We start from the raw sequence: 13,542 nt of genomic DNA on the forward strand, positions 1-13,542 counted from the left end.
TCACTTCTTCTGCGTTCCGAAGAGCTCGTCGAGCTTCTTCTGCTCCTCGTCTTCCGACGAGGTCGGCGCCGAGGCCGGGTCCGCACCCGGCTGCGCCGGGTTGGCGAAGGGGTCGTTCCCGGGCGTGGCGAACGGGTCGTTCGACGGCAGGCCGGGCACGTCGGTGGGCATCTCGATCTTCACCTTGTCCAGGTCCACCTTCTGCTCCACGTCGTGGGAGACGATGCCCGGGAAGGCGATGATCAGGCCGACCATGATGATCTGGATGATCACGAAGGGCACCGCGCCCCAGTAGATCTGCATGGTGGTGACCGGCGCGATCGGCTTGCGCGTGAGCTTGTCGACGTACTCCTTGTCCGGCGCGACGCTGCGCAGGTAGAACAGCGCGAAGCCGAAGGGCGGGTGCATGAACGAGGTCTGCATGTTCACGCCCAGCAGCACGCCGAACCAGATCAGGTCGATGCCCAGCTTGTCGGCCACGGGGGCGAGCAGCGGCACGACGATGAAGGACAGCTCGAAGAAGTCCAGGAAGAACGCCAGGAAGAAGATCAGGACGTTCACCACGATCAGGAAGCCGAGCTGGCCGCCGGGGAGGCTGGTGAGCAGGTGTTCCACCCAGCGCGGGCCGTCGACGCCCTGGAAGGTGAGGCTGAAGACGGTGGAGCCGATCAGGATGAACACCACGAAGCAGGAGAGCTTCGTCGTCGTGTTCAGCGCCTGCTTCAGGAGCGAGAACGACAGGCGACCGCGCGCCATCGCCATGATGAGGGCACCCATGGCGCCCATGGCCCCGCCTTCGGTCGGCGTGGCGATGCCGAGGAAGATCGTGCCCAGCACCAGGAAGATCAGCAGCAGCGGCGGGATCAGCACGAAGGTCACGCGCTCGGCCATCCGCGACAGCAGCTTCAGGCCGGTGACCTTGTTGACCAGGGCGACGACGAACGCGAACAGCACGCCGGCGCACAGCGAGACGACGATGGTCTCGTCGGTCGGCACGGTCGTGACCACCTCGCCCTTCCACCAGCTCACCACGCGGGCCCAGTTCTCGCCGAGGTAGATGGCCAGGCCGGCGGAGATGGCGGTGAGCACCAGCAGCGACGGGATGCCGGCCTTGCCGTTGTCCTCGCGGATAGTGCGGGCTTCCAGCGGCAGCGCCGGCGCCCATTGGGGCTTGAAGATCGCGCAACCGATCACGTACGCGGCATACATGCCGGTCAGCATGAAGCCGGGGATGAAGGCTCCCTTGTACATGTCGCCCACGCTGCGACCGAGCTGGTCGGCCAGCACGATCAGCACCAGCGAGGGCGGAATGATCTGCGCCAGCGTGCCGGACGCGGCGATCACGCCCGATGCGAGCCGCCGGTCGTAGCCGTAGCGCAGCATGATCGGCAGCGAGATCAGGCCCATGGAGATCACCGACGCGGCCACCACGCCGGTGGTCGCGGCGAGCAGGGCGCCCACGAAGATCACGGCGAGCGCCAGGCCGCCGCGCACCGGGCCGAACAGCTGGCCGATGGTGTCCAGCAGGTCCTCCGCCATGCCGCTGCGCTCCAGGATCAGGCCCATGAGCGTGAAGAACGGGATGGCGAGCAGCGTGTCGTTCTGCATGATCCCGAAGATCCGCAGCGGCAGCGCCTGCAGCAGCGACTCGGGCAGCACGCCCATCTCGATGCCGATGAAGCCGAAGAACAGGCCGCACGCGCCGAGGCTGAACGCCACCGGAAAGCCGAACAGCAGGAACACGATCAGGCCCGCGAACATGATCGGGGCCAGGTTCTGTGCGATGAAGCTCATTGTTGTTGTCTCCGTCGGGGGCTCAGGCCTTGGCGGCGCGTTCGGCCTGGCGGCGGATCTCCTCGGCGAGCTCCTCTTCGGGCGTCTTCGCCACCACCTTGACCGTCGGGTCCGGGATCAGCCCGCGCAGGAACGCGATGCGTTTCACGAGTTCGGAGAGGCCCTGCAGGAGCAGCAGCACGAAGCCGATCGGCATCATCAGGTACACCGGCCAGCGGACCAGGCCGCCGGCGTTGGACGACATCTCGCCGGAGCGGAAGCCTTGCAGGAAGAAGGGGATGCCGAACCACAGGATCACCAGGCACATCGGCGTGAGGAAGAACAGGAAGCCGATGATGTCGATCCAGATCTGCTTGCGCTTCGACAGGCGGCTGGACACCACGTCGATCTTCACGTGCTCGCCCTGCAGCAGCGTGTAGCCGGAAGCGAGGAGGAAGGCCGCGGCGAACAGGTACCACTGCACCTCGAGGTAGGCATTCGACGAGGTGTTGAAGGCCTTGCGCACGATGGCATTGAGGGCGCTGATGACGGTGGAACCGAGGATCAGCCAGATCACCCATTTGCCGACCAGGGCGTTCAGCCCGTCGATCGCTCGCGAGAGCTTGAGTAAACCGCGCATGGTGTCTCCGTCGGAGGCCGAGATGGCCCCCGATTGTCAGGTAGAGTAGTAAGAAGGAAGATTCTAGGAAGCCCGCCCTGGCCAACCTGACAGCATCGTGACGCGGGTCCTGGGGCAACATCGGTGTTTGTACCGGGTGGACTTCCCGCCCCCGCATTCCATGTCCGCTGCCTTCGCCGCCATCGACCATCCCGACATGCGCCACGCCTCGCGCGAGCAGCTGTCGCTGGCGCTCATGGACGCGCGCAACCACACGCTGCAGCTGCTGGCGCGCTTCGAACGCGCCCTCGGCGAGTCCCTGCGCGTCCCCGCTGCCGACGACGTCGTTCCGCCCCTGTGGCTGGCAGGCCACGTGGCCTGGCTCGCCGAATACTGGATCGCCCGCAATCCGCAACGCGCGCTCGGGCCGCGCTCTCCCGCGGACGGCGTGCGGCTCGCGTCGATCGAACCGCAGGCCGACGAATGGTTCGACCCGCGGCTCGTGGGCCACGCCGAGCGCTGGAGCCTGCGGCTTCCGGGGCTGGACGCGATCAAGGCCTACCTGCTCGATACCGTGGAGACCACGCTGGAGCTGCTGGAGCACACGCCCGACGAGGACGACGCGCTCTACTTCTTCCGCATGGCGCTGTTCCACGAAGACCTGCGCGGCGAGGAGCTGGTGACCATCGCGCAGACGCTCGGCGTGCCCGTCGGCCTCGCGCTGCCGGCCGGCGCGGCGTCGCGCTCTCCCTTGCTGCTGCCCGCGACGCGGTGGACGCTCGGCTGGTCCGACGACCGCAGTTTCGCGCTCGACATCGAGCGCGGGCACGAGGCGGTGGACGTGCCGGAGTTCGAGATCGACGCGCAGCCCGTCACGTGGGCGCAGTACGTCGAATTCATCGCGGACGGCGGCTACGACCGCGAGGAGCTGTGGCATCCGCGCGGCTGGAACTGGCTGGAGCGCCAGGCCGCCGCCGAGGGCCGGCGCGGTCCGCGGCACGTGGAGCAGATCGGCGTGGCCAGCGGTGCCGTCATGCAGAACATCTTCGGCAAGCCGACGCGCATGGGCGCGAGCCAGGTCGCGATGCATGCGAGCTGGTGGGAAGCCGAGGCCTGGGCGCGCTGGGCGGGTCGCCGCCTGCCCACCGAGGCCGAGTGGGAGATCGCCGCGCAGCAGGCCGCGCGCCGCGGGTTCCGCTGGGGCGACGTGCGCGAGTGGACCGCCGGCACGCTGCGGCCCTTCGCGGGTTTCCGCCAGGACGCGTGGGCGCCGCAGGCGGAGCTGGACGTGGAGACGATGTTCGGCGCCGCGCGGGTGCTGCGCGGGGCGTCGTTCGCGACACGCGCGCGGATGCGGCATGCGAAGGCGCGGGCGTGGGCGTTGGCGGAGCGGGATGAAGGGTTTGTCGGATTCAGGACGTGCGCGATCTGAGCGCCGTCACGGTGGGGTTCGCTTCGCTCACCTTCCGCGGCTGTCGCCGCGCCACCCTACAGGGTGCGGCGATATCCATGCAATTGGGCGGCGATATGTAGGGTGGCGACGCGCCAGCGTCGGAAGGTGAGCGCAGCGAACCCCACCGCGCGCGCAGCGCGTCACCTTCTCCTCTTCGGCGGCAGGTCCCACCAAGGCAACTGCGCCTTCAGACTCAACACCTCGCCACTCCTCCACGGCACATACCCCGCCAAGCCCGCCAGCTGCTGCCGCCACGCGTCCCCTTGCAGCACCTTCCGCAGCGTCGCGACCGGCGCCTCGTCCAGCGCCTCCTTGAGGCACACCAGGTAGTACCGCTCCTGCAGCAGCGGCACGAAGTCCAGCCCGCGCGCGCGCGCGGCCGCCTCGATGCCGAGGCCCGCGTCGGCGCTTCCGGATGCGACGGCTTGCGCCACGGCCGCGTGCGAAGGCTCCTCGCGTGCATACCCGGCGATGTCGCTCGCCGCGATCGCATCGCGGGCGAGCAGCTCCTCGCACAGAAGCCGCGTGCCGCTGCCGGCGGGCCGGTTCACGTAGCGCGCGCGCCAGCGCGCCACGTCGCGCATGCCGTGCAGCCGCAGCGGGTTGCCGGGCGCCACCATCAATCCCTCGCTGCGTTCCGCGAATCCGATCAGCTTGTGGCGACCGGGCTGCAGCAACGGCTGGTACGTGCGTTGCGTGACGCTGCCCAGCCCGGGCTGCTCCGAGCTGTGGAAGCCGGCCAGCGTGCACCGGCCCGCGTTCAGCGCCGCGATGGCATCGACGCTGCCGAGGAAGCGGATGTCCAGGTGCAGCTGCGCGCGATCGACGGCGAAGCCGCGCAGCAGCGACAAGCCGTCGTCGTGGCTGGCGAACAGCGTGAGCACCTGCGCGGTGTCGTCGAAGGCGACCGCGAAGGCGCGCTCCAGTTCCGAATGCAGGGCCTCGATCTGCGGCGCGAGCCGCGCCTGCGCCTGCCGTTCGGCCCACAGCAGCTTCTCGCCGAAGGGCGCCAGGCGCGCGCGCTGGCCTTTCTCCCACAGCAGCAGCGGGTGGCCCAGCTGCGTTTCCCAGCGGCGCAGCTCGCCCCAGACGTGGCGGTAGGAAAAACCGAGCACCTTCGCGGCGGCGGAGATCGACCCTTGTTCCTGCACCGCATGCAGCAGGTCGATGAGCGCGTTGCGGACCCAGCCGTCCTGCCGGCGTTCGCCGAAGTCGTACGAGAGTTCCACCTTGCGCATGGGCCGAGTATGCCGCGCGGCCGCGCGGGCGCTATGCACGCGCGTTCATAGCTCGCAAGACCCGAGCGCGGCCTCGCGCGCGACCTCTTAGCATCGCGGCCCATGAACACGTTCCAGGACAGCCTGGCGCGCGCGCTGGAACTCGTGGCGGGCGCGGACCCCACCCTCGTCGCCATCGTCGCGCGCTCGCTCACCGTGAGCGCCACCGCCTGCATCATCGGCTGCGTGCTGGGCATCGCCCTCGGTGCATGGCTCGGCGTCGCACGCTTTCCCGCCCGCGGCGCGGTGATCACGGTTCTGAACACCTTGCTCGCCGTGCCTTCCGTGGTCGTCGGCCTGGTCGTCTACCTGCTGCTTTCGCGCTCCGGCCCGCTCGGCTTCCTCGGCTGGCTGTTCACGTTCCAGGCCATGGTGCTCGCCCAGGTGCTGCTCGTGGTGCCGGTGTGCACCGCGCTGACACGCCAGGCCGTGGAAGACGCGGAGCGCGCCAACGGCGAACAGCTCCAGTCCCTGGGCGCCGGCAATGCGCTGCGCAGCCTGCTGCTCGCCTTCGACGAGCGCTATGCGTTGCTCACGGTGCTGCTCGCCTGCTTCGGCCGCGCGATCTCCGAAGTCGGCGCCGTGATGATCGTCGGCGGCAACATCGATGGCTTCACGCGCGTGATGACGACCGCCATCGCGCTGGAGACCAGCAAGGGCGACTTGCCGCTGGCGCTCGCGCTCGGCATCGTGCTGCTCGCCGTGGTGCTGGCGCTCAATGCGCTGATCGCCGCCTTCACGCGCTGGCGCGGCGCGCATGCGGAAGGCGTGGTGCTCACCCGGGTGGCAACATGAGCGGCTGGGTGCAACTCCAGGGCGTCGACCTGCACTTCGGCGCGGTGCATGCATTGCGCGGCATCGATCTGCGCATCGCCGCGGGCGAGCGCGTGGGGCTGATCGGCGCCAACGGCAGCGGCAAGAGCACGCTGCTGCGCGTCCTGGACGGCCTGCTGAAGCCCGGCGCCGGCTCGGTAGTGCGCGACGGCGCCATGCGGCAGGCGATGGTGTTCCAGCGGCCCTTCGCGCTGCGCATGACCGCCTTGAGCAACGTGGCCCTGGCGCTCTGGCTGCGCGGCGTGCGCTGGCGGGACGCGAAGGAGCGCGCGCTGCTGGCGCTGGGCCGCGTCGGCCTCGCGGCGATTGCGTTGCGCAACGCCCGCACGCTCTCCGGCGGCCAGCTGCAGCGGCTGGCCCTCGCGCGCGCGTGGGCGCTGGGGCCGCACGTCCTGCTGCTCGACGAGCCCACCGCCAGCCTGGACCCGCACGCGAAGCGCGAAGTCGAGGCGCTGATGGAGGAGTTCGCCGAGAGCGGCATGACCCTCGTCTTCGCCAGCCACAACCTCGGCCAGGTCAAGCGCCTGGCCACGCGCGTCGTCTACATGGAGCAAGGCCGCATCCTGGCGGACCTGCCAGTGCGTGCCTTCTTCGACGGCCCGCTGGGGGAGACCTCGCGCGAGGCCGAACTGTTCGTCAAGGGAGAACTGGGATGAGGTTCAGCCGCCGCATCGCCTGCGTCGCCGCCTTCGCGCTGGCCGCCACCGGGGCCTGGGCGCAAGGCACCACGATGGTCATGGCGTCCACCACGTCGACGGAGCAATCGGGCCTCTTCCACTCCCTGCTGCCCGAGTTCGCCAGGGCCACCGGCATCACGGTGAAGGTAGTGGCCGTCGGCACCGGGCAAGCCATCGACATGGCCCGCCGTGGCGACGCCGACGTGCTCTTCGTGCACGACCGCACCGCGGAGGAGAAGTACGTCGCCGACGGCTTCGCGCCGCGGCGCTACCCGGTCATGTACAACGACTTCGTGCTGGTCGGCCCCAGGTCGGATCCCGCCGGCACGAAAGGCAACGACATCGCCGAGGCGCTGAAGAAGATCGCCGCCGCGAACGCGCCTTTCGTCTCGCGCGGCGACAAGAGCGGCACCGACGCCGCCGAGAAGCGCTACTGGGCGCAGGCGGGCCTCGCCAGCCGCGGCAGCGGCTACAGGGAGTGCGGCTGCGGCATGGGCCCGGCGCTGAACATCGGGGCTTCCAGCAACGCCTACGTGCTCACCGACCGCGGCACCTGGCTCAGCTTCAGGAACCGCGGCGACCTGGCGGTGCTGGTGGAAGGCGACAAGCGCCTGTTCAACCAGTACGGCGTCATGATCGTGAGCCCGCAGAAGTTTCCGCACGTGAAGGCCGCCGAGGCGCAGAAGTTCGTCGACTGGGTGACCTCGCCGGCCGGCCAGCAGTCCATCGCGAATTTCAGGATCCGTGGCGAGCAGCTGTTCTTCCCGAACGCGGGCACCGCGAACTGACCGGATCCTTCCTCAGGCGAACAGCTCGCCCGGCGCGCTCGCGGGGTTGTCCCGCCCTTGCCCCGCCAGCGGGAACTGCGCGCGCACGAGCGTGCCCTGGCCGGGGGTCGTCACGATGTCCAGCCGGCCGCCCGCCAGCACGGCGCGCTCGCTCATCGAGACGAGCCCGAAATGTTCCCTGCACTCCTCCGGGGTGCGGTAGCGCGCCAGGTCGAAGCCGGTGCCGTCGTCGGCCACCTGGAGTTCCACGGTGGCCGGCGACAGCCGCAGCGACACGGTGACTTCGCCGGCGTGCGCATAGCGCGCGGCATTGGTGAGCGCCTCCTGGCAGATGCGGAAGCACGCCGTCTCCACTTCTTCCGGCAGGCGGTCGCCGGGTTCCGGCAAGGCCAGGTGCAGGCGCCACCCGGCCGAGCGGGCCTGCTGCTCCGCGACCCATTCCAGCGCGTCGACCAGCCCGAGGTCGTCGAGCATGGGCGGACGCAGCCGCAGCGACAGCCCGCGGATGTGGGTGATCGCCCGGTCCACGGCCTGCATGCATTCGCGCACCTGCCCGGACGGCGCGGCGCCCGCGAGTTCGGACAGCTGCATGCGGACCAGCGTCAGCGCCTGGCCGGTCTCGTCGTGGAGCTCCCGCGCGATGTGGCGGCGTTCCTCCTCCTGCGCGGAGATCAGGCGTGCCGAGAGGGCCTGCAGCCGCTCCTTGGCGCCCGTGAGCGCCTCGTTGGCCTGCTGCAGGGCCAGCGTGCGTTCGGCCACCAGCATTTCCAGGTGCGTGTTGACGTGCTGCAGCTCCGACTCCGCGCGGCCGCGTTCCTGCACCTCGGCGCGCAGGGCTTCCTCGGCGCGCTTGCGGTCCGTGAGGTCGCGCGTGATCTTGCAGTAGCCCGTCACGCGACCTTCCGCATCGCGCACCGGCGAGAGGTCGACGGTGGCCCAGAAGCGCGTGCCGTCCTTGCGCACGCGCCATCCTTCCTCGCTGTAGCGGCCTTCGGAGGCAGCGGCGCGCAGGGCGCGCTGCGGCCCGCCCGCGGCCGCGTCCTGCGGCAGGTAGAAGCGGGAGAAGTGCGCGCCCAGGATCTCGCAGTCCTCGTAACCCTCGATCCGGCGCGCGCCGGGGTTCCACGTCCGCACCATGCCATCGGCATCGAGCAGGACGATGGCGTATTCCGTGACGCTGTCGGCCATGGCGTGGAACTGCTGCTCGCCTTCGAGCAGCCGCTGCTCCGCCTCGCGCTTGCTGCGGAACTGCTGGTAGACGAACAGCAGCGCCGCGAAGAGTGTCATCAGCAGCAACGCCATGCCGACCCAGAAGGCGGCCAGCCCCTGCTGGTGCGCGGTCCACCGCTGCGAGAGCAGGCGGCTTTCCTCGGACTCCATGCGCTGCAGCAGGTCGCGCACTTGCAGCATCTCGCCGCGGCCGAGGCCGCCTTCGATCAGTTCGCTGGCCGCTGCCGGGCCGCGGGTGCGGCGCGCCTCCACCAGGGTCTCTTCGATGCGCTGCCGCGCGGCGAGCGCTGCCTCCATCTCGCGCAGGGTCGCGTCCTGCACGGGGTTTCCGTGGACCAGCTCGCGCAGGCGCTGGAGGTCCCCCTGGACCTGCCTGCGCGCGGATTCGTAGAGCGCCAGCTCCTCCTGCCTGCCGGTGAGGACGAAGCCGCGCAGGCCGTTCTGGACGTCGATCGCGTTCGCCCGGGCCTGCCCGATGGCGGCGAGCACTTCGTGCGTGCGCACGATCCAGGCCTGCGCCTGCCGCTCGCGCACGGACATCCAGTAAGTGGCTCCCACGAGGGCGGCGGCGACCACGAACGCGCCGAGGAACCCGGTGAGGGTGAGGGTACCCTGCCTGTCGCTCCCGGCTGACTTCGGTTTCTCCACGCTGGAGGTGTATGCCAGAAACAGGTGGCGGCCCGCTTACCCCCGCGGTCCACGGGGCTTCTTTCGCTACGAATGCCGTAACGGTTCGTACGGCACGGGCGGCAGGACGTTCAGCAGCGCCCCCACCATCAGCGGCTTGACCAGGTAGTGGTCGAAGCCGGCAAGCTCCGCAGCCTCGCGGTGGCCCGCCTCGCCCGAGGCCGTGAGGGCGATGAGCGTCACCGGCCCGCGACTGCATTGCTGGCGGATGCGCGAACAGGCAGCCAGGCCGCCCATCCTCGGCATGTGCAGGTCCAGCACCACCGCGTCCGGGCAGTGTTGCAGCGAGGCCAGCACCGCGGTGTCGCCGTCGTAGGCCACCAGCACGCGGTAACCCACGAACCGCAGGAGCTCGGCGAGGTTGTCGGCGCAATCCGGCTCGTCGTCCGCCACCAGCACGAGCGGGGAGGGGAGTGGCTGGGCTGCAGCGGACGGATCCATGGTCCGCCGATGGTCGCCGCACCCGCGGGCCGCGGGCTTGATGCAACGCAAGCCGCGGCGAGCCGCGCCGAAAAGGGGTTCCAATGGAGGGCATGAATGCAGGACCCGGCAAGCCGCCCCACGACCACGCTCGTCCATCGGGGCACGACCACGACCACCACGACCACCGGCACGAACATGCGCATGCCCATGGACATGGACACGGCCACCACGGCCACGTCCACGCGCCGGCCTCCTTCGGCAAGGCCTTCGCGATCGGTGCCGTCCTGAACGTGGGCTTCGTCATCGCCGAATGGGTGTTCGGCGCCATGGCGAACTCGCTGGCGCTCATGGCCGACGCGGTCCACAACCTCGGGGACGTGCTCGCCCTGCTGCTCGCCTGGCTCGCCGCCGGCCTGGCGCGGCGCCCGCCCAGCGAGCGCTTCACCTACGGCCTGCGCGGCAGCTCCATCCTGGCCGCCCTGCTGAATGCCGGTGCGCTCCTGGTCATCACCGGCGGCCTCGGGTGGGAGGCGCTGCGCCGCCTGCGCGACCCGGGCCCGGTGGAGGGCGGCATCGTGATCGGCGTCGCCCTGGTCGGCGTGGTGATCAACGGCGTGACCGCCTGGCTGTTCCTGCGCGGGGGCAAGGAGGACCTGAACCTGCGTGGCGTCTACCTGCACATGGCGGCGGACGCCGCCGTCTCGCTGGCCGTGGCGCTGGCGGGCGTGGCGGTGCTGTTCACGGGCTGGACCTGGCTGGACCCGGCGCTCACGCTCGCCGTGTCGGCGGTGATCCTCTGGAGCTCCTGGGACTTGCTGCGGCAGTCGCTGAACCTCGCCCTGCAGGCGGTCCCGTCAGGGATCCGGACCGCGGAGGTGCGGGAGCTGCTGGCCGGCATGCCGGGCGTGGCGGAAGTCCACGACCTGCACATCTGGGCCATGAGCACCTCGGAGAACGCGCTCACCGCCCATCTCGTGATGCCGGCCGGCCATCCGGGCGACGCCTTCCTGCAGCAGGTGTGCGGCGAGCTGGAGCGGCGCTTCGGCATCCAGCATGCCACCGTGCAGATCGAGGTGGCGAACACGGGCGCCGCGTGTGCACTGGCGCCGGATCACGTAGTTTGAGCGCGACGGCGCGGCGTGGAAGGGGAAGTTCCCCTTAACGCCGGGCCCGCGCTGCAGTACAACGCCCCTGAGGCGCCGCCGCGGCGCGGCGCCCGCACGCAAGGGGATCGCCATGGGCAAGACGGATCGCGAGCGGCGTCACCAGGCCAACCTGGACCGGATCAACCGCGTGCAGCTGGTCTGCGGCACCGCCGACCACATGCGGGTGGACCACGAAGGCACGCTGCTGGAACGCGCGCGCATGCTGGGCGAGGAGATCAGCTCCCACCAGGCCACGGAGCTCGGGCTGGCCGCCTTCGACCGGCTGCTGCGCCGGGCGGAAGAGCGCGACGTGCGCCACCGCCGCGACATCCTGGCCTTCATCGCCGCCGTCTGGAACAACAAGGCCCTGCCCCTCGTCACCCTGCGCGGGCTGGAGCAGTCCGTGGGCGACGACATGATGGAAGTCCTCGACGCCTTCCGCTACGGCCGCCTCAACCTGGCGGAGCACGTGGAAGGCGGCCCGCGTCGCGTCGCGCGGGCGCTCAAGGAGTGGACGGGCGCGAGCGTCTGAAAGCGGACTTCCGAAAGCGGACATCCGAACGCAAAGGGCGCAAAGGTTTCGCAAAGGGCGCAAAAGAAAACCTTTGAAGTTTTCCTTTGATTCTTTTGCGTCCTTTGCGTAGTTTTTGCGTCCTTTGCGTTCCGGAAGTCCGCTCCCGCCTTCCTCAGCCTACGCGCCGCGCGCGCTGCCGCGAGATGCGCCGCGTCGGCTGCGGTTCCGTTGCCAGCTCCGGCGAATCCGCCAGGGCGCCGAAGCCTGATTCGCGCACGCCGCTGCGCGTGTGGCGGGCGAACAGGCGCGCGTAGTAGCCGCCTTGCGCCAGCAGTTCCTCGTGCGTGCCGATCGCCTCGACGCGGCCGCCGCGCAGCACCACGATGCGGTCCGCGTCCATGACGGTCGACAGCCGGTGCGCCACGACCAGCGTGGTGCGGCCCTGCGTCAGGCGGTCCAGCGCGGCCTGCACCAGCGCCTCGCTTTCGTTGTCCAGCGCGCTGGTGGCTTCGTCCAGCACCAGGATGGGCGGGTTCTTCAGCAGGGCGCGGGCGATGGCGATGCGCTGCTTCTGGCCGCCGGAGAGTCCCGCGCCACGCTCGCCGACCACGGTGTCGTAGCCCTGCGCCAGGCGCTCGATGAACTCGTGCGCGTTCGCGGCGCGCGCGGCCTCTTCCGCCTGCTCGCGGGTCGCCCCCGGCGCGCCGTACGTGATGTTCGCGAGGATGGTGTCGTTGAACAGGTGCACGTCCTGCATCACCGTGCCCACCTGGCGGCGCAGCGACTGGCGCGTGCAGCTGCGGATGTCGACGCCGTCCACCAGGATGCGGCCCGCGGTGGGCGCGTGCAGCCGCTCCAGCAGCGAGACCAGCGTGGTCTTGCCGCAGCCGCTCGGGCCCACGAGCGCCACCGTCTCGCCCGGGCGCACGGCCAGGTTCACGTCGCGCAGCACGGGGCGGCCGTCGCCGTAGGCGAAGCTCACGCTCTCGAAAGTCACCCCACCGGCGGTGACGGCCAGGTCCTGCGCTCCCGGCTGGTCGGCCAGCGGGTCCGGCGCGTCCAGGATGGACGACACGGTTTCCAGCGACACGCCGGCGCGACGCACCGTGGCGTAAACGTTGGTCAGCCCCTGGATCGGCCCGAACAGGCCGCCCACGTACTGCAGCGCCGCGACCAGCGTGCCGACCGTGCCGTGCCCGCGCAGCACCAGCCACGCGCCCAGCGTCGCCACGGACAGGCGGGCGGCGGCGGCGGACAGGCCTTGCAGCGAGGCGGTGCGCGCATCGGTGCGGGCGCCTTGCGTGACGCGCTGGTTCCCCTGGGCGACGGCGGCGAGGAAGCGGCGCTCCTCGGCGCGCTCCATGGCGAAGCCCTTGACGGTGCGGATGCCGGCCAGCACCTCGGTCCAGCGGCCGAAGGTGGCCGTCCAGTGGTCCAGGAGCGCGCGGTCGCGGCGGGTCTGCTCGCGCGCGGCGCGCATGCCGATCAGCGCCGGCAGCGGCGCGAAGGCGCAGACCGCCAGCGCCAGCCGCCAATCCAGCTGGGTCAGCGCGGCGAGCGCCAGCGCCAGGTAGGCCGCGGCGGGCAGGGCGTTGAAGGCCAGGTCGCCGACGGCGGAGACGAAGCCGTCGATCGAGGTGTTCACCCGGCTGACGGTGCCGCCCACCGTGTGCTGCTGGTGGTAGGTGAGGGGCAGCTGGTGCAGCCGCGCGGTCACCCGCTCGCGCAGGGCGAAGTCCATGTCCAGCCGCACGCGCCAGCTGCGCGCGGCGAGCAGCCGGGACAGCCAGACCTGCGCCAGCTCGGAAGCGGCGACGAGGGCCAGGGCGAACAGGACCGCGCGCCCGACGTCGCCGCGCAGTCCGCGGGGCGCCTGCGCGGCCACCTTGGTGAGCAGGTCGACGAGGTACATGACGGCCAGCGGCGCGGCGGCCGTGGCGGCGGCGAGGAGCAGGGCCAGGCCCAGCACCTTGGCGATGGGGCGTTCGAAACCTTGCAGCCAGGGCAAGGCGCGGCCGACCAGCGCGCGGACGTCGCGCAGGGCGGTGGCGTCCCGGCCGGAACGGCGGCTGGAGGGCAGGAAGGGGGAAAGAAAAGCGCGCAACACGAGGGTTGCCAACGG

The 13,542-nt window shown here is 70.6% G+C and carries 12 protein-coding genes; 6 read left to right on the forward strand and 6 right to left on the reverse strand.

Translation table 11 applies throughout. From position 1 onward, the window contains the following. Window positions 1-1,794 carry a TRAP transporter large permease gene (locus tag H8N03_RS17700; protein ID WP_187077541.1) on the reverse strand — a complete coding sequence of 598 codons (1,794 nt, stop codon included), beginning with the start codon at window positions 1,792-1,794 and terminating at the stop codon, window positions 1-3. 22 nt (window positions 1,795-1,816) lie between these two features. After that, window positions 1,817-2,413, reverse strand: coding sequence for a TRAP transporter small permease subunit (locus tag H8N03_RS17705; RefSeq protein ID WP_187077542.1), 597 nt, complete (start codon window positions 2,411-2,413; stop codon window positions 1,817-1,819). Between the two features lie 160 nt (window positions 2,414-2,573). Here H8N03_RS17705 and H8N03_RS17710 point away from each other — a divergent pair, with 160 nt between their 5' ends. Further along, window positions 2,574-3,824: an SUMF1/EgtB/PvdO family nonheme iron enzyme gene (locus tag H8N03_RS17710; RefSeq protein ID WP_255428278.1), complete on the forward strand. Its 1,251-nt coding sequence runs from the start codon at window positions 2,574-2,576 to the stop codon at window positions 3,822-3,824. A gap of 161 nt (window positions 3,825-3,985) precedes the next feature. Here H8N03_RS17710 and H8N03_RS17715 read toward each other — a convergent pair whose 3' ends face one another. Further along, a complete protein-coding gene (locus H8N03_RS17715; protein ID WP_187077543.1) occupies window positions 3,986-5,083 on the reverse strand; it encodes a substrate-binding domain-containing protein in 1,098 nt (365 codons plus the stop codon). 102 nt (window positions 5,084-5,185) lie between these two features. Here H8N03_RS17715 and H8N03_RS17720 point away from each other — a divergent pair, with 102 nt between their 5' ends. The 3 genes from H8N03_RS17720 to H8N03_RS17730 are packed head-to-tail and all read left to right on the forward strand — an operon-like array spanning window position 5,186 to window position 7,421. Further along, a complete protein-coding gene (locus tag H8N03_RS17720; protein WP_187077544.1) occupies window positions 5,186-5,917 on the forward strand; it encodes an ABC transporter permease in 732 nt (243 codons plus the stop codon). Beyond that, the gene (locus H8N03_RS17725) at window positions 5,914-6,612 is read left to right on the forward strand and encodes an ATP-binding cassette domain-containing protein (protein WP_187077545.1); all 699 of its coding nucleotides are present in this window, start codon (window positions 5,914-5,916) and stop codon (window positions 6,610-6,612) included. The genes H8N03_RS17720 and H8N03_RS17725 overlap by 4 nt, the downstream gene beginning before the upstream one ends. Further along, the gene (locus H8N03_RS17730; protein ID WP_187077546.1) at window positions 6,609-7,421 is read left to right on the forward strand and encodes an ABC transporter substrate-binding protein; all 813 of its coding nucleotides are present in this window, start codon (window positions 6,609-6,611) and stop codon (window positions 7,419-7,421) included. The genes H8N03_RS17725 and H8N03_RS17730 overlap by 4 nt, the downstream gene beginning before the upstream one ends. A gap of 12 nt (window positions 7,422-7,433) precedes the next feature. On the opposite strand, the gene H8N03_RS17735 is transcribed toward H8N03_RS17730, so the two are convergent. Both H8N03_RS17735 and H8N03_RS17740 read right to left on the reverse strand, forming a co-directional pair. Further along, on the reverse strand, window positions 7,434-9,299 hold the full coding sequence (locus H8N03_RS17735) for a CHASE3 domain-containing protein (RefSeq protein ID WP_187077547.1): 1,866 nt from the start codon (window positions 9,297-9,299) through the stop codon (window positions 7,434-7,436). A gap of 66 nt (window positions 9,300-9,365) precedes the next feature. After that, the gene (locus H8N03_RS17740; RefSeq protein WP_187077548.1) at window positions 9,366-9,779 is read right to left on the reverse strand and encodes a response regulator; all 414 of its coding nucleotides are present in this window, start codon (window positions 9,777-9,779) and stop codon (window positions 9,366-9,368) included. Between the two features lie 92 nt (window positions 9,780-9,871). Here H8N03_RS17740 and H8N03_RS17745 point away from each other — a divergent pair, with 92 nt between their 5' ends. Both H8N03_RS17745 and H8N03_RS17750 read left to right on the forward strand, forming a co-directional pair. Further along, window positions 9,872-10,885 carry a cation diffusion facilitator family transporter gene (locus H8N03_RS17745; RefSeq protein WP_187077549.1) on the forward strand — a complete coding sequence of 338 codons (1,014 nt, stop codon included), beginning with the start codon at window positions 9,872-9,874 and terminating at the stop codon, window positions 10,883-10,885. A 112-nt stretch (window positions 10,886-10,997) separates the two neighbouring features. Beyond that, entirely contained in the window at window positions 10,998-11,438 is a 441-nt protein-coding gene (locus H8N03_RS17750) for a DUF7673 family protein (protein WP_187077550.1), read from the forward strand. Between the two features lie 154 nt (window positions 11,439-11,592). On the opposite strand, the gene H8N03_RS17755 is transcribed toward H8N03_RS17750, so the two are convergent. Next, the gene (locus tag H8N03_RS17755) at window positions 11,593-13,539 is read right to left on the reverse strand and encodes an ABC transporter ATP-binding protein (RefSeq protein ID WP_255428279.1); all 1,947 of its coding nucleotides are present in this window, start codon (window positions 13,537-13,539) and stop codon (window positions 11,593-11,595) included. Between the last annotated feature and the right edge of the window lie 3 nt (window positions 13,540-13,542).

The sequence above is a fragment of the Ramlibacter cellulosilyticus genome (genome assembly GCF_014297465.1).
Lineage (GTDB): Bacteria > Pseudomonadota > Gammaproteobacteria > Burkholderiales > Burkholderiaceae_C > Ramlibacter > Ramlibacter cellulosilyticus.

What these genes read in the sequence shown, in the direction of transcription:
- H8N03_RS17715 (WP_187077543.1), bottom strand. Translation starts at nt 5,083, where the DNA reads ATGCGCAAGGTGGAACTCTCGTACGACTTCGGCGAACGCCGGCAGGAC.
- H8N03_RS17750 (WP_187077550.1), top strand. Translation starts at nt 10,998, where the DNA reads ATGGGCAAGACGGATCGCGAGCGGCGTCACCAGGCCAACCTGGACCGG.
- H8N03_RS17730 (WP_187077546.1), top strand. Translation starts at nt 6,609, where the DNA reads ATGAGGTTCAGCCGCCGCATCGCCTGCGTCGCCGCCTTCGCGCTGGCC.
- H8N03_RS17700 (WP_187077541.1), bottom strand. Translation starts at nt 1,794, where the DNA reads ATGAGCTTCATCGCACAGAACCTGGCCCCGATCATGTTCGCGGGCCTG.
- H8N03_RS17745 (WP_187077549.1), top strand. Translation starts at nt 9,872, where the DNA reads ATGAATGCAGGACCCGGCAAGCCGCCCCACGACCACGCTCGTCCATCG.
- H8N03_RS17720 (WP_187077544.1), top strand. Translation starts at nt 5,186, where the DNA reads ATGAACACGTTCCAGGACAGCCTGGCGCGCGCGCTGGAACTCGTGGCG.
- H8N03_RS17725 (WP_187077545.1), top strand. Translation starts at nt 5,914, where the DNA reads ATGAGCGGCTGGGTGCAACTCCAGGGCGTCGACCTGCACTTCGGCGCG.
- H8N03_RS17710 (WP_255428278.1), top strand. Translation starts at nt 2,574, where the DNA reads ATGTCCGCTGCCTTCGCCGCCATCGACCATCCCGACATGCGCCACGCC.
- H8N03_RS17740 (WP_187077548.1), bottom strand. Translation starts at nt 9,779, where the DNA reads ATGGATCCGTCCGCTGCAGCCCAGCCACTCCCCTCCCCGCTCGTGCTG.
- H8N03_RS17705 (WP_187077542.1), bottom strand. Translation starts at nt 2,413, where the DNA reads ATGCGCGGTTTACTCAAGCTCTCGCGAGCGATCGACGGGCTGAACGCC.